This window comes from Nocardia sp. N2S4-5 (genome assembly GCF_044628355.1).
GTDB lineage: Bacteria > Actinomycetota > Actinomycetes > Mycobacteriales > Mycobacteriaceae > Nocardia > Nocardia wallacei_B.
Window position 1 is genome coordinate 6453452 of record NZ_JBIUPM010000001.1, and the last position, 24748, is coordinate 6478199.

25 protein-coding genes, 2 tRNA genes and 1 pseudogene are annotated in these 24748 nt (G+C 67.5%); 12 read left to right on the top strand and 16 right to left on the bottom strand.

What is annotated here, in order from left to right; genetic code table 11:
• The first annotated feature begins 201 nt into the window (after nucleotides 1-201).
• The gene (locus ACFMRZ_RS29840) at nucleotides 202-1167 is read left to right on the top strand and encodes a hypothetical protein (protein ID WP_400181624.1); all 966 of its coding nucleotides are present in this window, start codon (nucleotides 202-204) and stop codon (nucleotides 1165-1167) included.
• 243 nt (nucleotides 1168-1410) lie between these two features.
• Here the strand turns inward: ACFMRZ_RS29840 and ACFMRZ_RS29845 are convergent, their stop codons facing one another.
• Nucleotides 1411-1593, bottom strand: a complete 183-nt coding sequence (locus tag ACFMRZ_RS29845) for a hypothetical protein (protein WP_400181625.1) — start codon at nucleotides 1591-1593, stop codon at nucleotides 1411-1413.
• 46 nt (nucleotides 1594-1639) lie between these two features.
• A tRNA-Lys gene (locus ACFMRZ_RS29850) sits at nucleotides 1640-1715 on the bottom strand.
• A gap of 317 nt (nucleotides 1716-2032) precedes the next feature.
• On the opposite strand from ACFMRZ_RS29850, the gene ACFMRZ_RS29855 reads away from it, so the two are divergent.
• From ACFMRZ_RS29855 to ACFMRZ_RS29865, 3 genes are all read left to right on the top strand, one after another.
• Nucleotides 2033-3244, top strand: coding sequence for an Ig-like domain-containing protein (locus ACFMRZ_RS29855; protein WP_400181626.1), 1212 nt, complete (start codon nucleotides 2033-2035; stop codon nucleotides 3242-3244).
• Between the two features lie 93 nt (nucleotides 3245-3337).
• Complete coding sequence (locus ACFMRZ_RS29860) at nucleotides 3338-4678, top strand: DUF2252 domain-containing protein (RefSeq protein WP_400181627.1); 1341 nt, start codon at nucleotides 3338-3340, stop codon at nucleotides 4676-4678.
• A 140-nt stretch (nucleotides 4679-4818) separates the two neighbouring features.
• Complete coding sequence (locus ACFMRZ_RS29865; RefSeq protein ID WP_400181628.1) at nucleotides 4819-5340, top strand: hypothetical protein; 522 nt, start codon at nucleotides 4819-4821, stop codon at nucleotides 5338-5340.
• Between the two features lie 45 nt (nucleotides 5341-5385).
• On the opposite strand, the gene ACFMRZ_RS29870 is transcribed toward ACFMRZ_RS29865, so the two are convergent.
• Nucleotides 5386-6933: a PucR family transcriptional regulator gene (locus ACFMRZ_RS29870; RefSeq protein WP_400181629.1), complete on the bottom strand. Its 1548-nt coding sequence runs from the start codon at nucleotides 6931-6933 to the stop codon at nucleotides 5386-5388.
• Nucleotides 6934-7119: 186 nt separating this feature from the next.
• Between ACFMRZ_RS29870 and ACFMRZ_RS29875 the strand changes: the two genes are divergently transcribed.
• A complete protein-coding gene (locus ACFMRZ_RS29875; RefSeq protein ID WP_280275787.1) occupies nucleotides 7120-7455 on the top strand; it encodes a hypothetical protein in 336 nt (111 codons plus the stop codon).
• Between the two features lie 61 nt (nucleotides 7456-7516).
• On the opposite strand, the gene ACFMRZ_RS29880 is transcribed toward ACFMRZ_RS29875, so the two are convergent.
• The 4 genes from ACFMRZ_RS29880 to orn form a co-directional block, all read right to left on the bottom strand.
• The gene (locus ACFMRZ_RS29880) at nucleotides 7517-7957 is read right to left on the bottom strand and encodes a type II toxin-antitoxin system VapC family toxin (RefSeq protein WP_400181630.1); all 441 of its coding nucleotides are present in this window, start codon (nucleotides 7955-7957) and stop codon (nucleotides 7517-7519) included.
• The gene (locus tag ACFMRZ_RS29885; RefSeq protein WP_400181631.1) at nucleotides 7947-8213 is read right to left on the bottom strand and encodes a type II toxin-antitoxin system Phd/YefM family antitoxin; all 267 of its coding nucleotides are present in this window, start codon (nucleotides 8211-8213) and stop codon (nucleotides 7947-7949) included. Before ACFMRZ_RS29885 ends, ACFMRZ_RS29880 begins: the two co-directional genes overlap by 11 nt.
• Nucleotides 8214-8335: 122 nt before the next feature.
• A tRNA-His gene (locus ACFMRZ_RS29890) sits at nucleotides 8336-8408 on the bottom strand.
• A 78-nt stretch (nucleotides 8409-8486) separates the two neighbouring features.
• Nucleotides 8487-9077 (bottom strand): oligoribonuclease, encoded by a 591-nt coding sequence (gene orn / locus ACFMRZ_RS29895; RefSeq protein WP_280275833.1) that lies wholly within the window; start codon nucleotides 9075-9077, stop codon nucleotides 8487-8489.
• A 266-nt stretch (nucleotides 9078-9343) separates the two neighbouring features.
• On the opposite strand from orn, the gene ACFMRZ_RS29900 reads away from it, so the two are divergent.
• Entirely contained in the window at nucleotides 9344-11056 is a 1713-nt protein-coding gene (locus ACFMRZ_RS29900; RefSeq protein WP_400181632.1) for a helicase HerA-like domain-containing protein, read from the top strand.
• Between the two features lie 186 nt (nucleotides 11057-11242).
• Here ACFMRZ_RS29900 and lysA read toward each other — a convergent pair.
• From lysA to ACFMRZ_RS29930, 6 genes and pseudogenes are all read right to left on the bottom strand, one after another.
• Nucleotides 11243-12585: pseudogene (gene lysA / locus ACFMRZ_RS29905) on the bottom strand (diaminopimelate decarboxylase).
• Nucleotides 12586-12748: 163 nt separating this feature from the next.
• Nucleotides 12749-13546, bottom strand: coding sequence for a mycolate reductase (gene cmrA, locus ACFMRZ_RS29910; RefSeq protein WP_280271503.1), 798 nt, complete (start codon nucleotides 13544-13546; stop codon nucleotides 12749-12751).
• Entirely contained in the window at nucleotides 13543-14226 is a 684-nt protein-coding gene (locus ACFMRZ_RS29915) for a VOC family protein (protein WP_400181633.1), read from the bottom strand. Before ACFMRZ_RS29915 ends, cmrA begins: the two co-directional genes overlap by 4 nt.
• Nucleotides 14226-16262: an FAD-dependent oxidoreductase gene (locus tag ACFMRZ_RS29920; protein ID WP_400181634.1), complete on the bottom strand. Its 2037-nt coding sequence runs from the start codon at nucleotides 16260-16262 to the stop codon at nucleotides 14226-14228. The genes ACFMRZ_RS29915 and ACFMRZ_RS29920 overlap by 1 nt, the downstream gene beginning before the upstream one ends.
• A complete protein-coding gene (locus tag ACFMRZ_RS29925) occupies nucleotides 16259-16810 on the bottom strand; it encodes a PadR family transcriptional regulator (RefSeq protein ID WP_400181635.1) in 552 nt (183 codons plus the stop codon). Before ACFMRZ_RS29925 ends, ACFMRZ_RS29920 begins: the two co-directional genes overlap by 4 nt.
• A gap of 9 nt (nucleotides 16811-16819) precedes the next feature.
• Nucleotides 16820-17317, bottom strand: a complete 498-nt coding sequence (locus ACFMRZ_RS29930) for an ATP-binding protein (protein WP_400181636.1) — start codon at nucleotides 17315-17317, stop codon at nucleotides 16820-16822.
• A gap of 171 nt (nucleotides 17318-17488) precedes the next feature.
• Between ACFMRZ_RS29930 and ACFMRZ_RS29935 the strand changes: the two genes are divergently transcribed.
• The 5 genes from ACFMRZ_RS29935 to ACFMRZ_RS29955 all read left to right on the top strand — a co-directional run bounded on the left by ACFMRZ_RS29935 (nucleotide 17489) and on the right by ACFMRZ_RS29955 (nucleotide 21998).
• Entirely contained in the window at nucleotides 17489-18739 is a 1251-nt protein-coding gene (locus ACFMRZ_RS29935) for a PP2C family protein-serine/threonine phosphatase (protein WP_400181637.1), read from the top strand.
• A gap of 122 nt (nucleotides 18740-18861) precedes the next feature.
• A complete protein-coding gene (locus ACFMRZ_RS29940; RefSeq protein WP_400183005.1) occupies nucleotides 18862-20406 on the top strand; it encodes a CHASE3 domain-containing protein in 1545 nt (514 codons plus the stop codon).
• Nucleotides 20403-20867, top strand: a complete 465-nt coding sequence (locus ACFMRZ_RS29945) for a response regulator (RefSeq protein ID WP_280271509.1) — start codon at nucleotides 20403-20405, stop codon at nucleotides 20865-20867. The genes ACFMRZ_RS29940 and ACFMRZ_RS29945 overlap by 4 nt, the downstream gene beginning before the upstream one ends.
• Nucleotides 20868-20870: 3 nt before the next feature.
• Nucleotides 20871-21545 carry a TetR/AcrR family transcriptional regulator gene (locus tag ACFMRZ_RS29950; protein WP_400181638.1) on the top strand — a complete coding sequence of 225 codons (675 nt, stop codon included), beginning with the start codon at nucleotides 20871-20873 and terminating at the stop codon, nucleotides 21543-21545.
• Nucleotides 21546-21602: 57 nt separating this feature from the next.
• Nucleotides 21603-21998 carry an anti-sigma factor antagonist gene (locus ACFMRZ_RS29955; protein WP_280365144.1) on the top strand — a complete coding sequence of 132 codons (396 nt, stop codon included), beginning with the start codon at nucleotides 21603-21605 and terminating at the stop codon, nucleotides 21996-21998.
• Between the two features lies 1 nt (nucleotide 21999).
• On the opposite strand, the gene ACFMRZ_RS29960 is transcribed toward ACFMRZ_RS29955, so the two are convergent.
• The 3 genes from ACFMRZ_RS29960 to ACFMRZ_RS29970 all read right to left on the bottom strand — a co-directional run bounded on the left by ACFMRZ_RS29960 (nucleotide 22000) and on the right by ACFMRZ_RS29970 (nucleotide 23572).
• On the bottom strand, nucleotides 22000-22800 hold the full coding sequence (locus tag ACFMRZ_RS29960) for an RNA polymerase sigma factor SigF (protein ID WP_400181639.1): 801 nt from the start codon (nucleotides 22798-22800) through the stop codon (nucleotides 22000-22002).
• Nucleotides 22790-23227, bottom strand: coding sequence for an anti-sigma factor (locus ACFMRZ_RS29965; RefSeq protein WP_280271513.1), 438 nt, complete (start codon nucleotides 23225-23227; stop codon nucleotides 22790-22792). Before ACFMRZ_RS29965 ends, ACFMRZ_RS29960 begins: the two co-directional genes overlap by 11 nt.
• Nucleotides 23228-23395: 168 nt before the next feature.
• Nucleotides 23396-23572 carry a hypothetical protein gene (locus ACFMRZ_RS29970; protein WP_280271514.1) on the bottom strand — a complete coding sequence of 59 codons (177 nt, stop codon included), beginning with the start codon at nucleotides 23570-23572 and terminating at the stop codon, nucleotides 23396-23398.
• A gap of 201 nt (nucleotides 23573-23773) precedes the next feature.
• Between ACFMRZ_RS29970 and ACFMRZ_RS29975 the strand changes: the two genes are divergently transcribed.
• Nucleotides 23774-24745 (top strand): YihY/virulence factor BrkB family protein, encoded by a 972-nt coding sequence (locus ACFMRZ_RS29975; protein ID WP_400181640.1) that lies wholly within the window; start codon nucleotides 23774-23776, stop codon nucleotides 24743-24745.
• The last annotated feature ends 3 nt before the right edge of the window (nucleotides 24746-24748 follow it).

Genomic DNA, 24748 nt, shown 5'->3' on the forward strand with positions numbered 1-24748 from the left:
CGAGACCGTGCGGTAGACGATGCCAATCCGGTCCAACGAAGTCGGTTGCATCCGGCAGCACAACACGGGATCGGCCGTCGCGCCGGGCATTACGAAAAGGGCGTGATCAACGGGCAGAATGCTAACGATTGTCATACTCTGAGGCAGCCGCAATGACAAAGCCAGCAACAACGGGGGAAGACTGTGATGCGAGTTCCGGCGATGCCGACCTTCGAGGTGAATTACAACGCGTTCTCATTCCCGGCTGCTATTGCACCCCATGGTTCGATGACTTTCAGTGCCGACGAACTTGCACACGCCATGTTCACCGCCGGGCGTGCTCCTGGTGACCGATTCGGTCATGGCGGGGCATCACTGTGGGAATTCCTGCACCGCTCAGCTGTCATCCCGGCGTATATTCGTCGTCGCCCCCACGGCGGGCTTACTCGCTCACGGCTTGCACATGAATTGGACAGATCGGAGCTGGTTGGCCTGTCTTACGCGCTTGGGACGGCCATGACGGATATCTTCTGTCGCCAGGTTCTACATGTCGACCACCTCCTTCACATCGATCGCTACTGGTCGACATATGGCATGAGGTTCCGAGCCGGCCGAAAGCGGGCAGACTACATCGGGCGATCCCCGGCGGGTTGGATTGTTGCTGAAGCGAAAGGGCGCTCTCGGGGTATGGAGAGAGCGCTTCGCGGCAAGCTCGTGGACCAGAAACGTTCTGTGCTGTCGATCGAGTCAGCGCCACCGAGCCTCGCGCTGGGGTGCGTCGCTCACTTTCCAGGTGCCGGGGAGAACCTGGTTGTGGACGCGTTCGATCCCGACGAATCCGCAGAAGATGCGATACGGATTGATGACTTGACGATAGACCGGTATCTGTACTCCTATTACGCCCCCTTCGTGGAAGCTCTGAACCTTGGTCAACCGTACGTCGCGGACTCGGGCATCCAGATGGAAGCGGTAGATTTCGGAGTCTTCGGACTTCGAGTGAGTCTCCTACAAGGAATAGCCGATCTCACGAGAAGCATACCTACGGATGATTTGGCCGGATTCGGTGAACGTGTCTACGCGATCACCACTTCGGCAACCGACATTGGCGCGCAGATCCGGTCGGACGGATCAATTATCTCAACAGACTGGGCGGATGTTGTTCAGAGAAGGGATTGGGACGTCGGATAAGAATATGATCATGTGATCTCAAAGCCGGAGATCTAACTGACTGGACAATTTCGACTTGTCGTTCGAACTGGCATAGATCCCCGGCCTGATGGCGCTGCCTATTTGGCAACTGCGACTCCTTCGCCGTCAGGTCCAGTGATTCCCGTCGGTCGCTCGATCCAGCGACAGGGGAGGCCCGGGTTGCGAGATCCATGCCGGTTGTACAAGCCATCCTCAAACGGTGGTACGTCTTTGAAGACAAGGTCACCGGTCATGAATCCAGCCGACGATCGCCCAGTACATGTCGTCCAAGCGGGATACGCGGCGAGGGGACGAGGCCACGACGAAGCTACAGCCGCAGCGGTGGCCGAAGGGATCCTCCGGCAGCATCTGCCAGAAACGCGACTCGCCACCCCGGTCGGGCGGCGAGGGTACGCTGCTGGTCACGGCCCCGGCTTGCGCCGTTTTGAGCGGTGTTTCAGTAACGGGCTAATGGTGCGCCATCAGGGACTCGAACCCCGAACCCGCTGATTAAGAGTCAGCTGCTCTGCCAATTGAGCTAATGGCGCTGGTGCGTGGCCCGGTGGCGGGGCCCTGGGGGCTCCGTTCCGGTGCGGGGAAAACCATAACAGGCGGGTGTGGGGAAAGTGAAATCGCCTGTTCAGTGGGGGTGGGGAGGGAATGTGTCGCCGGTTGTTAACGGATGGGGGCCGGGAACGGATGAAGGGGCAGACCATGCGGCGGGCCCGCCGTGTTTGCGCGTTTCGGGCCCTTCCAGCTGGCAGAATAGGCGGGGCGTGGTCTCGACCGATCCCCGCGAGCGTGGTGGGTTGAGCAGCATGCCGGGGCGGCCCGGCGGCGCCGAGAACATGAAACGGGGTTGGACATGGGTATATGGCGGGGTCGACGGCGGTCGAGGACGATGCTGGGGGCAGTGGCGATACTGTCCGTGCTGGGGCTGGCGGCCACCGCGTGCAGCAATTCGGGCGCCGACGGCACGAAGGCCGCGATCGAGCCCAACCCCGTGGCCGACCTCATCAAACCCAAGCTCGTGGTGCCGGTCAAGGACGGCGAGGCGGGGGTGTCCCCGGGCGTGCCGCTGCAACTCCGCGCCGAGGACGGCAAGCTCGCCTCGGTGACGCTGGTCAATCCGGAGGGCGTCCAGGTGCCGGGGCAGGTCGCGCCGGACGGGCAGTCCTGGCAGGTGGGCGAGCAACTCGGCTTCGGCCGCACCTACCGGCTGCAGGCGGAGGCGGTCGGGCTGGGCGGCAAGACCTCGACCGCGCTGAGCTTCACGACGCTGTCGCCGCGCAACCGCACGCACCCGTGGCTGCTGCCCGGTGAGGACGAGGTGGTCGGCATCGGCCAGCCGGTGGCCGTGCAGTTCGACGAGAACATCCCGGATCGGCGCGCCGCGCAGGAAGCGATCAAGATCACGACGAATCCGCCGGTGGAGGGCGCCTTCTACTGGGTGAACAACCGCGAGGTGCGGTGGCGGCCCGAGCACTTCTGGGCGGCGGGCACGCGGGTCAACGTCGACGTCGACACCTACGGCAAGAATCTCGGCAACGGCCTGATCGGCGACAGCGACATCCACTCCGCGTTCACGATCGGCGAGCCGACCGTCTTCACCGCGGACGACAACACCAAGACGGTGGTCGTGGAGCGCAACGGAGAGGTGATCCGCAGCATGCCGACCTCGATGGGCAAGGCGTCCGCGCCCACGAACAACGGCATCTACATCATCAGCGACCGGTTCGACCACATCATCATGGATTCCTCCACCTACGGCGTCTCGGCGACCGGTCCCGACGGCTATCGCACACCCGTCGACTACGCGACCCGGATGTCCTACAGCGGCATCTTCATGCACTCCGCCCCGTGGTCACTGGGCGCGCAGGGCTACTCGAACACCAGCCACGGCTGCCTGAATCTCAGTCCCGCCGACGCGCGCTGGGTCTACGAGAACGCCAAACGCGGCGATATCGCCATCGTGAAGAACACGGTGGGCGACACGCTGTCGGGCATCGATGGGCTGGGCGACTGGAACATCCCGTGGTCGGAGTGGAAGGCGGGCAACGCCGACGGCAGTTGGTGACGATGTGATCCCGGCGATGCCCGAGCCGCTGCGCGGAACCCGCTTCGCCCGCCCGCACGTTGACCGTGCGACGGCAGACAGCGAGGAGCGGGCATGTTCGACCAGTGGCTGGATCCGGAGGAGGCGTACGCCCGCGGCCGCGCGCTGCGGGAGGACGACGATCACAGCGAACATCGGGAACTCGCGCTGCCCGACGACCGTCCGCCGATCGTCGATTTCGTGCACGCGAGCAATGCCGATCGGGTACCCGAGCTGATTCCGCTGCGGGTCGGGCGCATGCTCGAGTCGCCGTTCGCGTTCTTCCGCGGCAGCGCCGCCCTGATGGCCGGTGACCTCGCCGCGACGCCCAGCAGTGGCCTCACCGCGCAGTTGTGCGGCGACGCGCACGCGGCGAACTTCGGGCTGTACGGCACTTCCTACGGTCGGATCGTCATGGATATCAACGACTTCGACGAGACCGCGCCGGGCCCGTGGGAGTGGGACCTGAAGCGACTGGCCGCCAGCCTGGTGCTGGCGGGCCGGGTGGGCGGAGTGTCGGAGAACGGCTGTCGCGAGGCCGCGCACGACGCCGCCCGCAGCTACCGCCGCACCATCGACCACCTGGCGCGGCTGCCGTTCCTGGAATCGTGGACGGCGCTGGGCGACGAGTCGGTGATCGACCGAGTCGAGGCCGACGAACTGCTCGACGACTTCGCCAAGGCCGCCGGGAAGGCGAAGAAGAACACCAGCGCGAAGGTCGCGGCGAAGACGACGAGCGCCGAGGGCGGGCAGTGGCGATTCGTCGCCGACCCGCCCGTGCTGACCGAGGTGCCCGATGCGACGGCCGATGAGGTCGTAGCCGCACTGGACGATTACGTGGACACCCTCCGCGAGTCGCGGGCGCATCTGGTGCGGCGGTACACGGCGTGCGACGTGGCGTTCCGGGTGGTCGGCACGGGCAGCGTCGGACTGCGCAACTATCTGATCCTGTTGCGCGGCAACGGCGACGAGGCTTTGGTGCTACAGGCCAAGCAGGCCCGGCCGAGCGCGTTGCAGCAGGCACTGGGCCTCGCTCCGGTGCCGCACGAGGGCCGGCGGATCGTGAACGGCGCGCGGCTGGTACAGGCCGAGACCGACATTCTGCTGGGCTGGGCGACGATCGGCGAGCGCCCGTACATCGTGCGGCAGTTCCGAAATCGCAAGGGTTCCATCGAGGTCACGGAGCTGAAGCGCGACCATCTCGACGACTACGGCCGCCTCGCCGGCGCTCTGCTGGCCCGCGCGCACAGCCGCTCCATCGACCCGCGCATTCTGGCCGGTTACTGCGCGGACGGCGACAAGATGGACTCGGCCTATGCCCGCTACGCCCTCGATTACGCCGACCGCACCGAGGCCGACCACGAGGAGTTGGTTCGCGCGGTGAAAGCCGGTGCGCTTCCGGCCGAGGAGGACTGACGGATTCCGGTTCACCGGCTGAATCCTGTCGCGTCGCAAGCTTTCCCGGTACTGGCTACCTGATGTCCGATGAACCTCGCGCCGACCGCGGGTAGGGTTCATGCGGCCGGAATCGGTTGCGGAGCACAGGGAGGGTGACGATGTCGGACGCCTCGGTCGAGGTGCTGTTGGACGACTTCGAGGACAAGGGGAAGTGGGAGATCACCGGCGACGGGGCGAGCCGTACGCATCTGACCACGTTCGCCGAGGGAGCGCCCGCCAAGCGGCCCGGCGTCTACAGCGACGGCGCCGCGGGGGCTGATCACCGGGCGTTGGTCCTGCTGGTTCGTTCGGCGACCGACGGGCTGGAGGTCGAGTTGGTGGCCAAGCCGGGCCGGGCGCTCGCGATCGCCGGGCAGCTCGACGCGGTGAACCTGTGGGTGCGTTCGCCGCACGCCTCGATCGACGTGTACGCGCGCATCGGGATCGCGGAGGAGTCGCGGGATCTGTTGCTGGGCAACGTCTCCGCGCACGGCGAATGGCAGCGCGTGCGGCACCGGGCGGAGTCCGCGATCACCGGCGCCGAATTGCTCGGTCTGCGGGTGCGGCTCACGGAGGTGGTCAAGCGACAGGGTGAGGTCATGATCCTGCTCGACGATCTTACGGCTCACACGACATCTTGAACCGTTGTGCCGCAGGGGTTTCGACCGCACGCAGGCGCGGTCGTTCTACTCCGAAGGAGAGTCGGGGGAGCGGACCGACAGCGCGATCAGCATGGCGACGCGCTGTTGCGGATCGTTCAGGTGCAGCGGGACGATCCGGCTCATCTGGTTGATGCGGTTGCGCACGGTGTTGGGGTGAACATCCAACATCTTTGCGGCCGCGGACAATTCGCCGTGCGCCTCCAGCCACGATTTCAGTGTCGGGAGGTAGTGCGTGTCGTTGCGGGCGTCGTAATCCGCCAGTTGCGCGACCGGATCCCGCGCGGGCAGACGGCCTTTCGACGCCACCGACTTCAACCGCTGAATCAGTACCCGGTCCCACGCGGTGTCGTAACAGACCGGCACCGGATCACCGGAACTCATGTGCAGCGCCATGCACTCGTCGGCCTCCTGACGGCTCGCCGCGACCTCGCGCAGATTCGCGGGCCCGCCGATCCCGGCGAATATCTCGATGTGCGCGGGCAGCCCGGCGGCCAGATCCCGGACCCAGCGATAGGCCTGCGCCGGATCGTCGCCCGTCGGCAGCAGGGTGTAGACCGTGTTGCCGAACAGCGTGCTGCGTCCCACCCGGGACCAGCCGAACCCGGTGGTGGCCCGTTCGAAGGCGAGCAGAATCCCGGCGTGCCGCTCCAGTTCCGTGTGCGCTTGCAGCGCGATCACGCGCAGATGCTCGGCCGGTATGCCGAGTTTGCCGGCGACCGCCTCGGCGTCCGGGCTGCCCTCCAAGAGCTGGATCACCAGCTCGGATTCGACCTGCCGCTCCAGATCGGCGCTGACCCGGGACCGCAGCAGATGCAGTGCGACCGTGCGGGCGCCGTCCTCCAGGATCCGCGACTGGGTGGGGGAGAGGGGGTCCTCCGACGAGATCCACAGCGATCCCAGCAGCTCGCGTCCGGTCCGGACGGCCGCCACCGTGCGTCCCCGCAGCCCGTGCTCGGGTGACGGCGGAATGTGGAACGGGGCGTCGGTGCGCGCCAGGTGGTCGAACACGCCCTGCTGTTCGAGTAGGCCGCGCACGTGGTCCGGCATGCGACGGCCGAGGATGGTGTCCAATCGGACCGGATCGGTGTCGTGCGGCGTACTCGAATACGCCATCACCCGGCACAGCTGGTCCTCGATCGTCACCGGTGCGTCGAGGGTGGCGGCGAGCGTGTCGGCGAGGGCGAACAGGTCGCTCGGCCCCCGGCCCGATTCGGTCTCGCGGCCCTCGAGCACCAATCCGTAGACCACCGACGCGATCTGGCTCCACGACACCGCCGGATCCGCGAGAAGTAGTGCGGTACCGGCCTTTTCGAGCGTGTCGATGAGAGTTCGGCTGGGCTGCTCGGTGGTCCGGGCGACGACGAGCATGGCCCGCGTGCGCGCGGCCAGTGCGACGGCCTCATGCAGATCGGCGATGCCCACGGCGAGGAAAACGTCACCGACGGCGGAGTGCGGGCGCACCGGGTCGTGCACCGTCACGCTGTGCAGCTCGGTGTCGCGCGCCGCCGCGTGCCCGTGCAGCCGGGTGCCGTACCTGCCCAGGATGTTGATCAGGCGATCCAACTTGACCATCGCTACCGACCGCTACTCCTGCTGCACGAACTCACACTGCCTCCGGTGACTGTACGGCATCCCCAACGACACTCTGGCAGATTGTGCGAATCGGACAATCTCATCCGGTCGCCGGTGGGTCACTCTGAACGTGGAGGTCGGCAAGTGCGCCGCATCGCGGTCGATCGAAAAAGGTGAGGGCAGAGAATGTATTCGTCACAACTGCTACAGCTCGTCGGTGTGGCAGCCGCATTCTCGTATGTGGCCTGGCTCGTTGTCACTTCGCGACAAGTGTCGCGCCGCCGCTGTGAACTCTGCGGCCACCTCTACGTAGCCCACGACCCGACCGTGGGGGTGTGCCGCGGCCGGGCGAGCACCGTCCCCGGCGTCGGCCCCGACGACTGGACCCTGTGCGCCTACGACCTCCGCTGCCGCTGCCGCGGTTTCATCACCCTCGCCGACGACATCGGTGTCGACCCGGGAGATGAAACAAGCCCGAGTCAGCGGATCGACCGGCCGACCCGGGCAGCTCAGGGCGGCTGACGCCGCCTGCATCGGTCTGCCCCAGCTGCAAAAGCGGTAAGGGCGTTGTAGCCGGTCGAGTTCAATGTGCCGGGCGCTTGATGCTGATGATGGTGAGTAGTTTGTCGAGGCCTTGGTAGTGGGCCGGATTGGTGGTGTACAGCGGGAGACCGTTGGCAATTGCGATGGCTGCAATCATCTGGTCGGCGAGTCGGTGTCGCGGTTTGCGACCTGCGGCGATGCGGCCGTAGATGCGGGCGGCTTCGGCGTCGAACGGTATCGGATCGAATTCGTTCTCGACGCGTTGCAGGATTTCCAGCCTGCGGGCGCGCTCCTCGTGCTCGTCGTAGTCCTTCTGTTCGGTATTGCTGCGGACCTTATGCGGCCCGGCGGACAGCTCTGCGAGGGTGATTGCGCTGATCGCCATCCTGGCGGGCAGTTCGGCTGCGTCGATCCATTGCCGCAGGACGATGATATTCGTGTCGAGCAGGCCTGCGTCTGCGAGCGCTGGATCAACGCTCATATGCGTCGTCCGCGTCGTGCTCGAGTGCGATGTGTTGGTCGGCGCGGAAGGTTGTGAGGTCGATCGAGGGCGCGTTGCGGGACATGGCCGCGAACTCTTCGCGGGTGACAAAGCGGCGTTTGTGGCGCAGCGGAATCAACTCGCCGATCTCGTGTCCGTCGCGGGTGACCGTGAAGGACTGACCGTGCTGGACCGCGTCCATGATCTCCTTGGACCGGTTGCGTAGGTCGCGCTGGGTGATTTCAGGATGGGCCATAATGCTCAGCGTACGTTCTGTAGCACCAGGTGCCACCGCGTGCTTAGCGGAAGTGGGGACCGCGGGAATTCCACAAAACAGGTCAGGTCCGGTCGATTGACCGGACCTGACCTGACTTTCAGGGTGGCTGACGGGACTCGAACCCGCGACAGCCAGGATCACAACCTGGTGCTCTACCAACTGAACTACAGCCACCATTGCCGGTTGGCACCGGCGGGCTAGATCGTATCGCGTACCTTGGTGCAGCGCCTAATCGGGGCGGTGAGCTGGGGTTTATTGAGGGGAGAGGAGGTCGGCGGCGACTGCGGCGATGTCGGCTGTGGCCGGGCCGGGGGCGGGGACGAAGGCGGTGCGGCGGTAGTACTCGAGCTCGCGGATGGATTCCTTGATGTCGGCCAGGGCGCGGTGGGCGAGGCCCTTCTCGGGCTGGCCGAAGTAGATGCGCGGGTACCAGCGGCGGCACAGCTCTTTGATGGAGCTGACGTCGACCATGCGGTAGTGCAGGTGGGCGTCGAGGTCTGGCATGTCGCGGGCGATGAAGCCGCGGTCGGTGGCGATGGAGTTGCCCGCCAGCGGGACCGTGCGGGGCGTGGGCACGTACTGCTTGACGTAGTCGAGCACCTGGCGCTCGGCCTCGGCCATGGTGACCGTGGAGCGGCGCACCTCCTCGGTGAGGCCGGACCGGGCGTGCATCTCCTGGACCACCGGCGGCATGGCGGCCAGCGCGGCGTCGTCGGCGTGGATGACGATGTCGACACCGTCACCGAGAATATTGAGATCGCTGTCGGTCACCAGCGCGGCGACCTCGATCAGCTTGTCGCTGTCCAGCCGCAGGCCGGTCATCTCGCAATCCATCCACACCATGTATTTCTCCGACACCCGGTCGACACTACAGCGCGGTCGGCGGCCGTTCGGCGAACCGGCGGCCGGTGCGTGCGATCGGCCGGTACTGCCGTACGGGCCGCCGCAATGTGGGACCGGATGTGGCACGACTGTGTCGCCGTGAAGTTGCTGCGCCCGGGTTGCTCCCGCGCAGTGGTACTGAGGGATATGGTTTGCGCAGATCCGCGCTTTGGTCAGGCGGTCGGCAATGTTGGCGGTAAGTTGGCAGGGCAGACGGAGGATCGGCGATGACAACCCCTCAGGAGAAGGCCGCGGCGGCGCGTAAGGCGGCTGCGGAGGCGGCGCGGGTCGCCGCGGAGGCGGCGGCCGCGGCGGAGGCCGCTGAGCGCGAGGCGTCCGAGGCGACAGACGCGGAGGGTCCGGAGCAGGACGCGGAACTCTCGGATGCCGCTTCCGGCGATGCGAAAAGCTCTGCGCCGCAATCGGAATCCGGCAATACGGTCGCGCAGGAGATCGCGGCGGGATACGCCTTCGAGGGTGCCGCGCTGGAGCTGGGCACGGTCGTGGTGGGCGAGTCCGTGGATCCGGCTGCGCGCGTGCGTATTCCGCTGCGGATGATGAATCGGCACGGTCTGGTCGCGGGCGCCACGGGTACCGGTAAGACGAAGACGTTGCAGGGCATTGCCGAACAGCTGTCCGCCGCCGGGGTGCCGGTGGTGTTGGCCGATGTGAAGGGTGACCTGTCGGGACTGTCGCGGCCCGGGGCGCCCGGCGACAAGGTCGCTGCGCGGGCCCGGGAAACCGGCGATAGCGAGTGGGCCCCAGCGGGTTTCCCGACCGAGTTCGTCTCCCTGGGCACCGAGGGTATCGGGGTGCCGATTCGTGCCGCCATCACGTCGTTCGGTCCGGTGTTGCTGTCGAAGGTGCTGGGGCTCAATGAGACTCAGGAATCGACGCTCGGCCTGATCTTCCACTGGGCTGACCAGGAGGGGCTCGCGCTGCTGGATCTCAAGGACCTGCGGTCGGTGATTCAGCACCTGACCAGTCCGGAGGGCAAGGAGGATCTGAAGGGCATCGGCGGTGTCTCGGCCGCTACCGCGGGTGTGATCCTGCGGTCGCTGGTGAATCTGGAGAACGACGGCGGTGACACCTTCTTCGGCGAGCCGGAATTGGACCCGGCCGATCTGCTGCGCACGGTCGACGGGCGGGGCGTGATCACGCTGTTCGAGCTGGGTGCGCAGTCGTCGCGGCCGGTGCTGTTCTCCACCTTCCTGATGTGGGTGCTGGCCGATCTGTTCCAGACGCTGCCCGAGATCGGCGACATCGACAAGCCCAAGCTGGTCTTCATCTTCGACGAGGCGCATCTGCTGTTCAACGACGCGTCGAAGGCCTTCCTGGATCAGGTGGAGCAGACCGTGAAGCTGATCCGGTCCAAGGGTGTCGGCGTGTTCTTCTGCACGCAGTTGCCGACCGATGTGCCGAATCAGGTGCTGTCGCAACTGGGTGCGCGGATACAGCACGCGCTGCGCGCCTTCACCCCGGAGGACCAGAAGGCGCTCACCAAGACCGTGCGCACCTACCCGAAGACCAGCGCCTACGACCTGGAGCAGGCGCTGACCACATTGGGTATCGGCGAGGCGGTGGTGACGGTGCTCTCGGAGAAGGGTGCGCCGACCCCGGTGGCCTGGACGCGGCTGCGCCCGCCGCGCTCGCTGATGGACACCATCGGGGAGGACGATATTCGCGCGGCCGCGCAGGGTAGTGAGTTGCACTCGAAGTACGGTGAGACAATCGATCGGGAATCGGCGTACGAGCGTCTCGCCGCGAAAGTGGCTGCGGCGGAGCCGGATCCTGAGCCCGAGCGCCGACCCTCGAAAACCGAGGAGTCGGCGGCCGACCGGATCATGAAGAACCCCGCGGTCAAGGGATTCCTCCGCTCCGCCGCCACCGCTGCGGGGCGCGAGATCAGCCGAAGTATTTTCGGGACTCGGCGGCGGTGACCCTGTCTTCCCGCGCAGGGCGCGGGAAGACAGGGAATGGTGTGTGCCCGGCGGTGGGCCGGGGACATGGGCTCGTTGGTTGGTGGGTGCGTGAGTTGGTGTGGGTCTTGGTGGTTGGTGGGTGCGTGAGCTGGTGTGGGTCTTGGTGGGTGGGTGAGTTGGGGTGTGGTGGTTGGTGAGAGGTGGTCAGCCGAGGTCTCGGGCGAGGAGGTCGGATGGGGTTTCGCGGCGGATGAGTTCGCGGGAGCGGCCTTGGTGGACGGAGATGAGGGGTGGGCGGCCTACGCCGTTGTAGGTGGAGGCGAGGCTGTGGTGGTAGGCGCCGGTGCAGGGGATGGCGAGGATTTCGCCGGGGCGCAGGTCGGCGGGGAGGCGGATGTCGGGGGCGAGGATGTCGCCTGCTTCGCAGTAGCGGCCGGCGACCGTGGCGGTCATGAACGGGCCGGTGGGGTGGCGGTTGGCGACGACGGCGTCGTAGCGGGCGCCGTACAGGGCGACGCGCGGATTGTCGTTCATACCGCCGTCGACGATGACGAACGTGCGCCCGCCCTCGATGTGTTTGACCGTCATCACCCGGTACAGCGTCACCCCGGCGCGGGCGACGATCGCACGGCCGGGCTCCAGCGCGATCCGCGGGCGGGGGAAGCGGTGGCGCGCGCACGCGGCGTCGAGCGCGTCCTCGATGATGTCGGCCAGTTCGTACAGATTCAGTTCGGCGTCACCCGACCGGTATGCGACCGCGTGCCCGCCGCCGAGGTCGAGCTGGGTGAGCAGCACCCCGTATTCCGTACGCACCCTGGACATCTCGGCCACCAGTCGCCGCACGGCCTCACCGTAGAAATCCGGATCGTGGATCTGCGAACCCAGATGGCAGTGGAAGCCGACCAGTTCGAGCGCGGGCTGCCGCAGCACCCGCTCGATCGCCTCGGCCGCCTGGGCACTACCCAGCGGAAAACCGAACTTCTGGTCCGCCACACCGGTTTTCACGGCCGGATGCCCGTGCACATCGATACCCGGCGACAGACGCAACAGCACCTGCTGCCGCCGCGACACCAGCGCCGACAGCAGCGTGATCTCGGTGAGCGAATTGATCACGATACGCCCGACCCCCGCCGCCACGGCCGCCTCCAGCTCGGCGAACGGTTTCCCGCTGCCGTGGAGCACAATTCGCGCCGGATCGACGCCGGCGGCCAGCGCCACGGCCAGCTCGCCACCCGAGCACACATCCAGCGACAGCCCCTCCTCGGCGATCCACCCGGCCACGGCCTTGGTCAGCAGCGCCTTGGCGGCGTAGACGATCTCGCCCTCCGGGAAATGCTTGCGGTAGGCCTGGCAGCGGCGGCGGACCTCGGTCTCGTCGAGGACGTAGGCGGGGGTGCCGTACTGGTCGGCGAGGTCGGCCAGGGCGACCCCGCCGAGGGTGATGCGTCCGAGGTCGTCGTAATGGGTCTCGCACGGCCAGACGGTCGTGTCGACGCGGGGGACGGCATTCCCGATCGCAGCGAAGGGAATATCTCGAGCAGCGTCACGATCTCTCCTGCGGTGTTCCCCGCTTTCGCCTGTGCTGCGGGGCCACCGACAGGACTACGCCGGTTCCGGGGCGCCGAAACGGCCGACTACGCGGCCTTGACATGCGGCGGCGCGATCTTGACGCGGTCCTGACACCGATGTGATCGGCCGCACGCCCCGAAGTCAGCTACCGCCGAGCTTCTTGTAGAACGTGCCCACGATCGGCGCGGTGACCGCCCGCGGCGCGTACTGTCCGGCGACGCTCATGCCCTTGCTGATCAGGCCCGGCACCACCCGCATCTTGTTGCGTTCCAGCGCGTCGATGGAGATCTTGGCGGTGTAGGCGGCCGATACCCAGATGAAGTCGGGGATCTTGCTGCCGACCTCGTCCTGATCGGGGTTGTCGGTGCGGACCGGCCCCGGCGCGAGCAGGGTGACGTTGATGCCGGTGCCGGTGAGTTCGCCGCGCAGCGATTCGGAGAAGCTGTTGGTGAAGGCCTTGGTCGCCGCGTAGGTGGCGTTGTTCGGGATCGGCATGTTGCCGGCGGCCGAACCCGTGATGAGGATGCCTCCGCTGCCGCGCGCGGTCATGCCGGGCAGCACGGCCAGCGTGAGATCGTGCACGGCGACCGCGTTGAGTTCCATCACCGCCCGCTCGAACTCCAGATCCAGCTTCGCGACGGGGCCGAAGGTCGCGACTCCGGCGTTGTTGCACAGGATCACGATGTCGCGGCGGGACAGCTCCTCGGCCAGCGGCGCCCGCTGCTCGCGGTCGGACAGGTCCACCGCGCGCACCTCGGCGACGACGCCGTATCGCTCGGTCAGCCGCCCGGCCAGCTCGCTGAGCAGGTCACCCCGGCGGGCCACCAGGATCAGCGAATATCCGCGCCGGGCGAGTTCCTCGGCCAGCGCGGTGCCGATGCCGGAGGAGGCTCCGGTGACGACGGCACGGTTCTCGGAGGTCGGTGCAGGCAGGCTCACGACCCGGAGCCTACCGGTGGCTCCATGAAGGCGATGCCCCAGTCGATGTGACCGTTCCACACGCTGGCGATGCGCCCGCCCTGCACTGCTGGTTTCGGGTCGCCGATCGGGCCGCCGGCCGCGCGCACGGCGGCGACGGTGGCGTCGAGATCCGGAGTGCCGAAGGCGATGCCGATCAGCGCCGGTGGCCGCCGGGCGGCGACGACCTCGATGAAAGCCTCGCCCACACGGTAGAACGCCATCTCCGGGCCGGACGGCCCGCGCGGATGGAAGCGGCGGCGCGGCGGCATGCCGAGCACGTCGGCCAGGGCCGCCACGGACTCGTCCAGGTCGTGCACCAGGTAGACGATGTGGTCGACGAAGGTCACGCCGTTGGGATGCGGGCTGGAAACTACCAGGGCGGCAGTAAGATCGGCGCCGCTCGGATCGTCGGACATGTGCTCGAGCAACTGCTCCAGCCGCTGTTCCGGACCTGCGGCGGCCGCGTTCTCGCTGAGCAGTTCCGGCACGCCGAGTTCCGAGGCGTCGCCGCGCAATTCGTCGAACCCCCAGCTCGGCGGCATGCCGACAACGCACGAGACCGCGCCCACCGGCATTCTGCGGTGCTCGTCGACGGTGAAACCGAGAGCGGTCCAAGCCTTTTCGTCACCGGGCAAGCCCAGGCTCACCAGTTCCGGCATTACAGCGCCGCCGCCAGCCGGGTGCCCTGGTCGATCGCGCGCTTGGCGTCCAGTTCGGCCGCCACGTCGGCGCCGCCGATCAGATGAACCGGCACGCCCGCCGCTCGCAGCGGAGCCTCCAGTTCGCGCACGGATTCCTGTCCGGCGCAGAGGATCACGTTGTCGCATTCGATGACGGTCGGCCGCTTGCGCTGCTCGCCGAAGCTGATGTGCAGGCCGCGATCGTCGATGCGCTCGTAGTTGACTCCGCCGACCTGCTCGACGCCCTTGGCTTTCAACGCGGCTCGATGCACCCAGCCGCTGGTCTTGCCCAGGCTCTTTCCGAACGGCGACGACTTGCGTTGCAGCAGAACGACTTCCCGGGCGGCGGGGGACGGCACGGGTGCGGTGAGCTGTCCGGGAGCGTCCGGGTCGTCGCTCGTCACTCCCCACTCCTGCTTCCACTCGTCGAGTTTCAGCGCCGGATGACCGTCCACGGTGAGGAATTCGCTGACGTCGTAACCGATTCCGCCCGCGCCGATCACGGCGACCTTCTTGCCGACCGGCTTCTCCTCGCGCACCAGTTCCGCGTAGGTGAGCACCTTCGGGTGATCGATGCCGGGGATGTTCGGGATGCGCGGGCGCACGCCGGTGGCCAGCACCACGTGGTCGTAACGGCCCTCGACCAGTTCCGCCGCGTCCACCCGCCGGTTCAGGAACACTCGTACTCCGCTGACCTCGAGTTTGCGGGTGAAGTAGCGGATGGTCTCGTTGAATTCCTCCTTGCCGGGGATGCGCCGCGCGATGTCGAACTGCCCGCCGATCTTGTCGTCGGCCTCGAACAGGTCCACCTTGTGCCCGCGTTCGGCCAGGGTGACCGCCGCCGACAGCCCGGCCGGGCCCGCGCCGACCACCGCGACGCGCCGCATCCGCCGGGTGGGCAGCAGCCGCAGTTCGGTCTCGTGCCCGGCGCGCGGATTGAGCAGGCAGGACACGGTTTTGTGGACGAAGGCGTGGTCCAGGCAGGCCTGGTTGCAGGCGATGCAGGTGTTGATCTCGTCGTCGCGGGTCTGTTGCGCCTTGACCACCCACTCCGGGTCGGCCAGCAGCGGCCGGGCCAGCGAGACCAGGTCGGCGTCGCCGCGGGTGAGGACCTCCTCGGCCACTTCCGGCATGTTGATCCGGTTCGACGCGCACACCGGAATGCTCACCCGCGCTTTGATTTTCGCGGTGTATTCGACGAAAGCCGCACGGGGGACCGAGGTCACGATGGTCGGGACGCGGGCCTCGTGCCAGCCGATGTCGGTGTTGATGATGCTGACCCCGGCGCGCTCCAATTCCGTTGCCAGCGCGATGATCTCGGTCTCGGTCTGGCCGTGTTCCACGAACTCCGCCATGGACAGCCGGAAGACGATGAGGAAGTCGTCGCCGACGGCGGCCCGCATCCGCCGCACGATCTCCACCGGGAACCGGCGCCGGTTCGCCGCCGAACCGCCCCACTCGTCGGTGCGCTTGTTGGTGCGCGGGGCGAGGAACTGGTTGATCAGGTAGCCCTCGCCGCCCATCACCTCGACGCCGTCGTAGCCGGCGAACTTCGCCAACTCGGCGCAGCGCACGTAGTCGTCGATGGTGCGTTCGACGCCCTTGCCCGACAGCTTGCGTGGCCGAAAGGGGTTGATGGGAGCCTTGATCGAGGAGGCCGAGACACTGAACGGCACATAGGCGTAGCGGCCCGCGTGCAGGATCTGCAAGGCGATCCGGCCACCCTCGCGGTGCACCGCCCTGGTGATCGCGCGATGCCGGTAGGCCTCGGTCTTGTTGGTGAGCTTGGCGCCGAACGGCAGCAGCCAGCCCTCCCGGTTCGGGGCGTAGCCGCCCGTGATGATGAGCCCGACACCGCCGCGGGCGCGCTCGGCGAAATAGGCGGCCAGCCGGTTGGCATCCCAGGCCCGGTCCTCGAGGCCGGTGTGCATCGACCCCATCACCACTCGGTTGCGCAGCGTGGCGCCGCCGACGGTGAGCGGCTCGAACAGATGCGGATACGGGTTGGGCGTCATCGGGTTTCACCTTTCGGTCGGAGCGCGTCCAGCACCTCGTCGCACCATTCGACGAAGCCCGACTCCACCCGGATGCCGCCGCGCAGCACCAGGTATTGATGCAGGGCGGTGCCGGTCAGGCGGTGCGGCGCGGGGAAGTCCTTCTTCTCGATCAGGCGGTAGATGTCGAGTCGCTGGGCGTGCCGTTCGCGGTGCCGGGCCACCTCCGCGAGCAGCGCGGGCAGGTCACCGTGGGCGGCGGCGCGGATCTTGATGCCGAGTTCGCTGCGCAACGGGCCGATGTCCTCGCTCGGCGCGGCGATCCAGCGGGCCAGTTCGGCGCGGCCGGCGGCGCTGACGCTGTAGACCTTCTTGTCGGGGCGGCCGTCCTGCGGCACGGCCTCGCCGGTGATCCAGCCCTGCTGCTCCATGCGCTTGAGGACGCGATAGATCTGCTGGTGGGTGGCGTTCCAGAAGAATCCGATGGATTTGTCGAACCGGCGTGCGAGTTCGTAGCCCGAACCGGCGCGCTCGGTCAGCGATACCAGCAGCGCGTGCTCGAGGGCCATGCGGCGAGATTAACTGATACGCGATGTACTATGCAACTCGGTGCATAGCGGCGGGCCGGTGCCGCGCTGCTCGGCGGCCAGTTCCGCCCACACGATCTTGCGGTCGCCACGGTGGATCACGCCCCAGCCCGAGGACATCTGATCGACCAGCACCAGTCCGAGACCGCCCGTTTCGTCCGCGGAGCGAAACCGGGGATCGATCGGAGAGGCGTCGGCGACCTCGATGCGCAGACGAGGTCCGGCCGACAGGGTGATCGTGCAGCTCCGCGGTGCCGCCCCGTGCCGGAGCGCGTTGCTGGCGAGTTCGTCGGCGATCTGTACCGCGTCCGGGATGGACAGCTCCTCGTGATTCTCCGCGAGGAGTTCCTGGACCAGGCTCCGCAATCGCGCGGGCGGCACCGCGTCGAGGTCCAGTCGGATGCGTTCCCCGCCACGGCTCGACGACTGTCTGTGCCTTCTGCTGCCCGCCCCGGCACTGCCCGAGCGGGAGTCGTTTCGCAACGCCACGATTTCGGCATACCCGTCCGGCCGGTGGCTATGCGCTTTTGTGCGCTTACAACGTAAACTTCCCGGCGGGCGGCACTTCTACGTCGAGAAAGCGGCTGGAAGCTCCGGCTTTCGTGACGGACGCACACGGCTCACCCCACGGCCGCGGTGCGATGGAAGGAGTGTTTGCCGATGCTTTCCCGAGACCACGGCGCGGGTGCCGAGGGCGCCCTCGCCCGGTCCGCGCGCGCCGCCGCGGTGGGGGACGGTCAGGAACCGCTGGTGCTGCTCGTCGAGGACGATCCGGGTGATGCGCTGCTGGTGGAGGAGTTGGCCGCGGATACCGCGCCGCCGCTGCGGTTGCTGTGGGTGCGGTCGATCCGCGAGGCCATCGAGCGACTCGCGACCACGCTGCCCGATTGTGTACTGCTGGATCTGAATCTGCCCGACGCCGCCGGCATGGAGGCCCTGCAGCGGGTGCGCGAGCACGCCGACGACGTCGCGGTGGTGGTGCTCACCGGTCTGGACGATGAGGAGGCGGGTCTCGCGGCGGTGGCCTCGGGCGCGCAGGACTATCTGGTCAAGGGCCGGGTCGAGCCGGAGCTGCTGGGCCGTGCCGTGCGCTACGCCGTGCAACGCAAGCAGGCCGAGCGCGCGACCGCCGCGTTGCGGGCGGGCCAGATGCGGGCGCGTGAGAACGCGCGGCTGGAGCGCGGCTTGCTGCCCACCCCGTTGCTCGGCGCGAGCGGGGACGTCGAAGTGGTCGCCCGGTATCGCTCCGGCCGGGCGAGCGGGTTGCTCGGCGGCGACTTCTACGACGTGGTCCGCACCGAGGACGGGTCGGTGCACGTGGTGGTCGGCGATGTCTGCGGGCACGGCCCGGACGAGGCGGCGCTCGGCGTGGCATTGCGAATCGCTTGGCGCACATTGGTTCTCGCGGGAACGACCGGTCCGCAGCAACTGCGCTTGCTGGAGCAGGTGCTACTCGCCGAACGCGTCGGCACTGATATCTTCGCGACGATGACCACGGTGACGCTGCTGCCGGACCATACGACCGTACAGCTGATGCGGGTGGGGCATCCCGGTCTCCTCCTGCATCGTGCCGAGTCGGTCGAATGGGTCGAGGTCCCCGGTTGCCCCGCGCTCGGCCTGCTCCCGGATCCGATCGAATGCACGGTGCACGAGATGACCCTGCCGCCCGGCGCGGGCCTGCTGCTGTTCACCGACGGCCTGTTCGAGGGCCACAACGGCGTCGGCGACGAACGACTGGGCGAAGAGGGCCTGCTCGAGCTCGCCGGTGCGGCGGCCGGCCGGGACCCGGGCCCGTTCGTCGACGAACTGATCGCCGCCGCCGAGGCCCTGGCCGAGGACAAGGGCGGCCTCGCCGACGACGTGGCCGCGGTCTACGTGCGCTGGTCCCACGACGCGACCGAGCCGCGATGACGGGCACGCCGAAGCCGGGCGACGGGGACGCAGCGCCGCGGGGAGAGTTGGGTGGATCGGGGAAGGTGGGTGTGGTCGGCAGGCTCAGTGTGCAGCGGTGGTTCTATGTCGTGCTGGCGAGCATGGTGCTGTTGGTGATCGTCGCAACCTTTGTCGGCGTCCGGTTGCTGCAGCAGACCGGGCAGGTCACCGATCGGCTGATCGATCGCACGGAACCGGCGGCCACCGAGGCGTATCGCCTGCAGGCCGCGCTGGTGAATCAGGAGACGGGCGTGCGGGGCTATGCCCTCAGCGCGGACGAGCAATTCCTGACGCCGTTCCAGCAGGGCGAGCAGGACGAGGCCCGCGCGGCCGCGCGAATGCGGACCCTGATCGGCGATCGGCCCGAACTGGTCGCCGAACTCGATGCCGTCGAACAGCTGGCGTCGCAGTGGCGCACCGGGTACGCCCGGCCGCTGATCGATGTCGTGACCGCGAACTCCGCACCGGCGGCGGACCCGAACGCCGTGCTGGGCGGCAAGGCGGCGTTCGACCGGCTGCGCGCCCGGTTCGACACCCAGAACGCCGGGCTGAGCGCGACGATCGCCGACGACCGCGCCGAGCTGGCGCACACCCGCGCCGTGCGGGACTGGGTGCTGGGCGGCATGGTGGCGCTGTTCCTGCTCACCGGCGTGGTGTCGGCCGTGCTGGTCCGGCGGCTGGTGACGCGGCCGCTGCAGGATCTGCGGTCGGCCTCGCTGCGAGTGGCCGCCGGCGATTTCGAGCACCGCATCGCCGCGCGCGGCCCGGCCGATCTACGCACCATGGCACAGACGGTGGAGGCGATGCGGCGGCGCATCGTCGAGGAACTCGCCTCCTCCCGCGCGCAGCAGCAGGCGCTCGCGCGACAAGCGGAGGAACTCGACGAGCAGGCCGTCGAATTGCGCCGTTCCAACGCCGAACTCGAGCAATTCGCCTATGTCGCCTCCCATGACCTGCAGGAACCGCTGCGCAAGGTGGCCTCCTTCTGTCAGCTGCTGGAGAAGCGCTACGGCGACAAGTTCGACGAGCGCGGCACGCAATACCTGATGTATGCCGTGGACGGCGCGCGGCGGATGCAGGTCCTCATCAACGACCTGCTCACCTTCTCCCGCGTGGGCCGGTTGGGTGAGGACAAGGTGGCCGTCGCTCTCGATCAGACGCTGGACCGCGCCCTCGACAACCTCGCCACCGCGATCGAGGAATCGGGCGCGACCGTGCGACGGCCGGAGCAATTGCCCGAACTGCATGCCGCCCCGACATTGCTGGTCATGTTGTGGCAGAACCTGATCGGCAACGCCGTCAAATTCCGCAGCCCCGACCGGGCGCCGGTGGTCCGCATAGACTGTGAGCCGGAACCCGGCGACGAGGGCGAGGTCTGGCGGCTGTGCGTCACCGACAACGGCATCGGCATTCCGGACGAGTTCAGCGAGAAGGTCTTCGTGATTTTCCAGCGGCTGCACGGCCGCGACGAATACGGTGGAACCGGGATCGGTTTGGCGCTGTGCAAGAAGATCGTCGAGTATCACGGCGGCCGTATCTGGCTGGACACCACGTACACCGACGGCACTCGACTCTGTTTCATACTCCCGGCGAACAACGAAGAAACCACGGCCGCACCGGTCGAGGTGGAAGGAGCACCGGCATGACCGTGGCAGGCCAACCCATCGATGTTCTGCTGGTCGAGGACGATCCGGGCGACGAGCTGATGACCCGGGAGGCATTCGCCGACAACAAGATCGGCAACACCATGCATGTCGCCCACGACGGCGAGGAAGCGCTCGACTTCCTGTATCGCCGTGGCGAGCATGCCGACGCGCCCCGCCCCGACCTGATTCTGCTGGACCTCAATCTGCCGAAATACGATGGGCGCCAGGTATTGGCGACGATCAAGTCCGACGCCGAACTCGCGCATATTCCGGTGGTCGTCCTGACCACGTCGGCGGCCGAGGAGGACATTCTGCGCAGCTACAAACTGCACGCGAATGCCTACGTCACCAAACCCGTGGATCTGGATCAGTTCATCGCCGCGATCAAACAGATCGACGAGTTCTTCGTCCAGGTGGTCCGGCTGCCCCGGGAACCGAACAAACTGGGTCCGGTGCTGTGATCAGTGCCCGATGAACCGCGCCCGCCACTGAATCGCCGGTCGATCCTGGAATTGGCTATCGACCTGGTCGATCGCGAAGGCCTGCACAAGTTGACGATGCGCAGGCTGGGTGCGGAATGCGGGGTCGAGGCCATGGCCCTGTACCGGTACGTGCACGGCCGGGAAGACCTGCTCAGCGGCATCGTGGATCATCTGGTCGACCGTTTGCGCACCGATCAGCTCGCGGCCCGCCGCCGAGAGGACGGGTGGCAGGATTTTCTGGTGCGACTCGCGCACGGGGTGCGGCAGATCGCGCTGGACCATCCGGAGTTGTTCCCGCTGGTGGCCACGCGCCCGCCGGAGGCGCCGTGGGTGCGGCCGCCGCTGCGCAGCCTGCAGTGGATGGAAACGTTCCTGGATACGTTGCTGTCCTACGGTTTCGACGATATCGCCGCGGTGGTGGCGTATCGGTCCTACACGACATTCCTGCTGGGGCAGTTACTGCTGGAAGTATCCGCGCGCACCCCGGCGCCGCGCGCGGATTCCGCATCGCGGCCGGAACCGGAGCGGGACCTGTCCGATTACCCGCAACTGCGGCGGCTGCAACCGATGCTGGCGCAGGACCGTTCGCTGGAAGAGTTCGAAGATGCCCTCGAGGCCCTGCTGGACCGGCTCGAGGCCCTGCTCGCTCGGCGATGAGCGCCACATCCCGGATCGGGTTCCCGTCCGCCGTGGATACAACGTAAACTGCCAGGCGTGACCGATAGCGCCCCGGAACAGAATCGTGCAGTGTCCGACAACTCCAGCGAGACGCGTATTCACATCGTCGCCGACACGCAGGACAAAGCGACGGTTCTGCGCGTCAGCGGCGAGATCGACGTTCTCACCGCACCGGTGCTACGGGAAGCCATCGAAACCGCTTGGAGTGAGGGCCCACAGCCGCCCGCGACAATCGTGGATCTCACCGCTGTGACGTTTCTCGCCTCGGCCGGGCTGGCGGTTCTCGCCGGCTGCTCCCGGTCGGCTCCCGAGGGCGCCCGGCTGTGGGTGGTCGCCGACAAGCCGGCGACCTCCCGGCCGATTACCGTCACCGGGTTGTCGGAGTTGCTCAATCTCTGCACCACGGTGGACGAAGCATTCGAAGCGGTTTGATTTACTCCTGCAGTGCCTGATCTCGCAATTTCTTCAGGGTTTTCGTGAGAATGCGCGAAATCTGCATCTGCGAACAGCCGAGCTGTTCGGCGATCTGCTGCTGGGTCATCGAGTCGCCGAATCGCATGGACAATATCCGGCGTTCCCGATCGGGCAGCGCGGCCAGCAGGGGCTTGACGGCCAGATAGTTATCGATGGCGCCGAACTGTGGCTCCTCCGTGCCGAGGGTGTCCAGCAGTGACGAGCCGCCCTCGTCGCTCTCGGTGGCCGAATCGAGCGAACTGGCCTGATATCCGTTGCGCGCGATCAGCGCCTGGGTGACCTCGGCCAGGTCGACCTCGAGTTCCTCGGCGATCTCGCGCGCCGTGGGCACCCGGCCCAGCCGATGCGTCAGGTCGTCGGTCGCCGGGCCCAGCTTGATCTGGATCTCCTTGAGCCGCCGGGGAACTCGCACTGCCCAGGTGTAGTCGCGGAAGTGGCGGCGTACCTCGCCCATGATCGTGGGCACCGCGTAGCCGAGGAAGGTGCTGCCGACTGCGGGGTCGAAGCGGTCGACCGCCGCGACCAGCCCCACCCGCGCGATCTGCACCAGATCCTCGAAGTTCTCGCCGCGGCCGGAGAACTTGCGCGCGATGTGTTCCGCGACCGGCAGGCATCGCGAAATGATGGTTTCGCGAAGCGCCCGGCGCTGCGGGTCGTCCGGGTCCAGCGCGTGGAGCTGGACGAACAGCGGCTCGATATTGTCGTAGCTGTCCGGGGTGGAGCGCCGCGGCCGCCGCGGCGTGTTGCGGTCATCGGCCATCGGTGACCGCCGCGGTGCAACAGAATTCGATGATCGCGCGATGACCGCCGAGGGCGGAGTCGTAGGGGTCCACCGAAGTCGTCAGCGAGTCGGTCAGGGTCGACACGATGTGCCAGCCCATGCCGCCCTCGTCGGGACCCTTGTCCGAGTTGGTCACCGCCGCGACCCGCACGCGCATGCCCGCACGGTCGTACTCGAACGCGCAGTCGAGTTCGGTGTCGCGCACGCTGTCCTGCACTAGTGCGGTGGCGACCTCTTCTACGGCCAGACGGATGTCGACGACCTGATCCATCGCGAAATCCGCGAAGAGGGCGACGGTTTCGGTCACGGCGCGCAGCAGCGCCAGATCCTCGAAATCCGCCGGTATCCGCACGCCGATGGTCCGGGTGGGCGTCACCGGCTCGGCGACTTCGTCACTCGAATCCATGCGTTACTCCTGTTCTGTGCCGTCGCGCGAGCGTACCGGCGTAGAGCGCTGTGATGTGGCCTGCTGCGGGATCTGCGGCGCGGCGACTGCCTCGCCGTGCACATCGGGCAACGATGTGCGGCGGGAGGGCGCCACGGCCGGAAATCGATCGGGGTCTCGCTCCTCCGATCACATGCCGACGTAGTGGGAGTCCCAGCGGCGGCGGGCCACCCCGCCACGGAAGCGGGCGCGGATCTGGCGTTCGTATCCGACCACGAACACCCAGTACATCGCGATCACGACAACCGCCGCGCTACCTATCGCCGTCACCGACACAGGTACCAGCCAACCCAGCTCCCAGGCCACGCCGACCTCTCCTCACCGTCTTCACGCGCGGCCCGGCGGGCCGCCTCCGTGAAGTACATAGACCGCCGCGGGGATCTCAAACAGGTGTGTTCGTTGTCATTCCGGCGCAGCGGTTCTCATCGATCGTAGGCCGCTCACCCGGTGCCGGCGTAGTTTGTGATCTCCGTGATTCGGGTATCGCGCCCCGGTGAGGAGGCGCAGGTGAACGGATCGAAAAGGCGCGGCGACGCGCCGGTGGACTGGTCGTCGGGTCCCACCGGGCTGCACAAGCGCACGTGGTGGACGGCCGTGCGGCGGCTGGGTGTGGCGCTGTGGGACGACACCGTCACCGACAGGGCAGCCGCGCTCACCTATTACAGTGTGCTCTCGATCTTTCCGGGCCTGATCATGCTGACGGCGTTCGTGGGCCTGCTGCGGCCGTCGGCCACCTCTCCGCTGATCGGGGCCATTCGGGAGCTGGGGCCGGGCCGGGGCACCGAGTTGCTGGTGGACGTGGTGAACGAATTGCAGGGCACCCAGCAACTCGCCGGGCCGCTGGCGTTCGTCGGTCTGGCCGTGGCGATGTGGATCGCGTCGGGGTACGTCGGCGCGTTCGTGCGCGCGGCCAACGGGATCTACGAGGTGCAGGAGGGGCGGCCGGTGTGGAAGACGGTGCCGATGCGCCTCGGTGTCACGGCGGCGCTCGTGGTGCTGATCGGTCTGTGCGCGGTGGTCGGCCTGGCGACCAGCGCCGTCGTGCATCGACTCGGCGGCGGGTCGTTCGTGGAATCGGCGTGGACACTGGCGAAGTGGCCGGTGGTCGCCGTACTCATGGGTGCGGTGGTGAGCCTGCTGTACTGGGTCGCGCCGAACGCGCGGCAGCCGGGATTCCGGTGGCTGACGCCGGGCAGTGTGCTGGCGGTGGTGGTGTGGATCGTCGCCTCGGCCGGATTCAGCGTGTACGTGGCGCATTTCGGCTCGTACAACAAGGTGTACGGATCTCTGGCCGGGGCGGTGATCTTCCTGGTGTGGCTGTGGATTCTCAATGTGGCGGCGCTGCTCGGCGCGGGGCTGAACGCCGAACTGGCGCGGGGGCGGCTGGTGGAGGACGGCGCGGAGGCGGAGGCGGACGAACCCATTCTGCCGCCGCGCGATACGCGGGCGATGACGTCGCCGCCGCAATATTGTGGGTGATTT

Excerpts from the sequence above, each read along its gene's own strand:
- ACFMRZ_RS29840 (WP_400181624.1), top strand. The coding sequence starts at position 202 with ATGCCGACCTTCGAGGTGAATTACAACGCGTTCTCATTCCCGGCTGCT.
- ACFMRZ_RS29855 (WP_400181626.1), top strand. The coding sequence starts at position 2,033 with ATGGGTATATGGCGGGGTCGACGGCGGTCGAGGACGATGCTGGGGGCA.
- ACFMRZ_RS29860 (WP_400181627.1), top strand. The coding sequence starts at position 3,338 with ATGTTCGACCAGTGGCTGGATCCGGAGGAGGCGTACGCCCGCGGCCGC.
- ACFMRZ_RS29865 (WP_400181628.1), top strand. The coding sequence starts at position 4,819 with ATGTCGGACGCCTCGGTCGAGGTGCTGTTGGACGACTTCGAGGACAAG.
- ACFMRZ_RS29870 (WP_400181629.1), bottom strand. The coding sequence starts at position 6,933 with ATGGTCAAGTTGGATCGCCTGATCAACATCCTGGGCAGGTACGGCACC.
- ACFMRZ_RS29875 (WP_280275787.1), top strand. The coding sequence starts at position 7,120 with ATGTATTCGTCACAACTGCTACAGCTCGTCGGTGTGGCAGCCGCATTC.
- ACFMRZ_RS29880 (WP_400181630.1), bottom strand. The coding sequence starts at position 7,957 with ATGAGCGTTGATCCAGCGCTCGCAGACGCAGGCCTGCTCGACACGAAT.
- ACFMRZ_RS29885 (WP_400181631.1), bottom strand. The coding sequence starts at position 8,213 with ATGGCCCATCCTGAAATCACCCAGCGCGACCTACGCAACCGGTCCAAG.
- orn (WP_280275833.1), bottom strand. The coding sequence starts at position 9,077 with ATGGTGTGGATGGATTGCGAGATGACCGGCCTGCGGCTGGACAGCGAC.
- ACFMRZ_RS29900 (WP_400181632.1), top strand. The coding sequence starts at position 9,344 with ATGACAACCCCTCAGGAGAAGGCCGCGGCGGCGCGTAAGGCGGCTGCG.
- ACFMRZ_RS29915 (WP_400181633.1), bottom strand. The coding sequence starts at position 14,226 with ATGCCGGAACTGGTGAGCCTGGGCTTGCCCGGTGACGAAAAGGCTTGG.
- ACFMRZ_RS29920 (WP_400181634.1), bottom strand. The coding sequence starts at position 16,262 with ATGACGCCCAACCCGTATCCGCATCTGTTCGAGCCGCTCACCGTCGGC.
- ACFMRZ_RS29925 (WP_400181635.1), bottom strand. The coding sequence starts at position 16,810 with ATGGCCCTCGAGCACGCGCTGCTGGTATCGCTGACCGAGCGCGCCGGT.
- ACFMRZ_RS29935 (WP_400181637.1), top strand. The coding sequence starts at position 17,489 with ATGCTTTCCCGAGACCACGGCGCGGGTGCCGAGGGCGCCCTCGCCCGG.
- ACFMRZ_RS29940 (WP_400183005.1), top strand. The coding sequence starts at position 18,862 with ATGGTGCTGTTGGTGATCGTCGCAACCTTTGTCGGCGTCCGGTTGCTG.
- ACFMRZ_RS29945 (WP_280271509.1), top strand. The coding sequence starts at position 20,403 with ATGACCGTGGCAGGCCAACCCATCGATGTTCTGCTGGTCGAGGACGAT.
- ACFMRZ_RS29960 (WP_400181639.1), bottom strand. The coding sequence starts at position 22,800 with ATGGCCGATGACCGCAACACGCCGCGGCGGCCGCGGCGCTCCACCCCG.
- ACFMRZ_RS29965 (WP_280271513.1), bottom strand. The coding sequence starts at position 23,227 with ATGGATTCGAGTGACGAAGTCGCCGAGCCGGTGACGCCCACCCGGACC.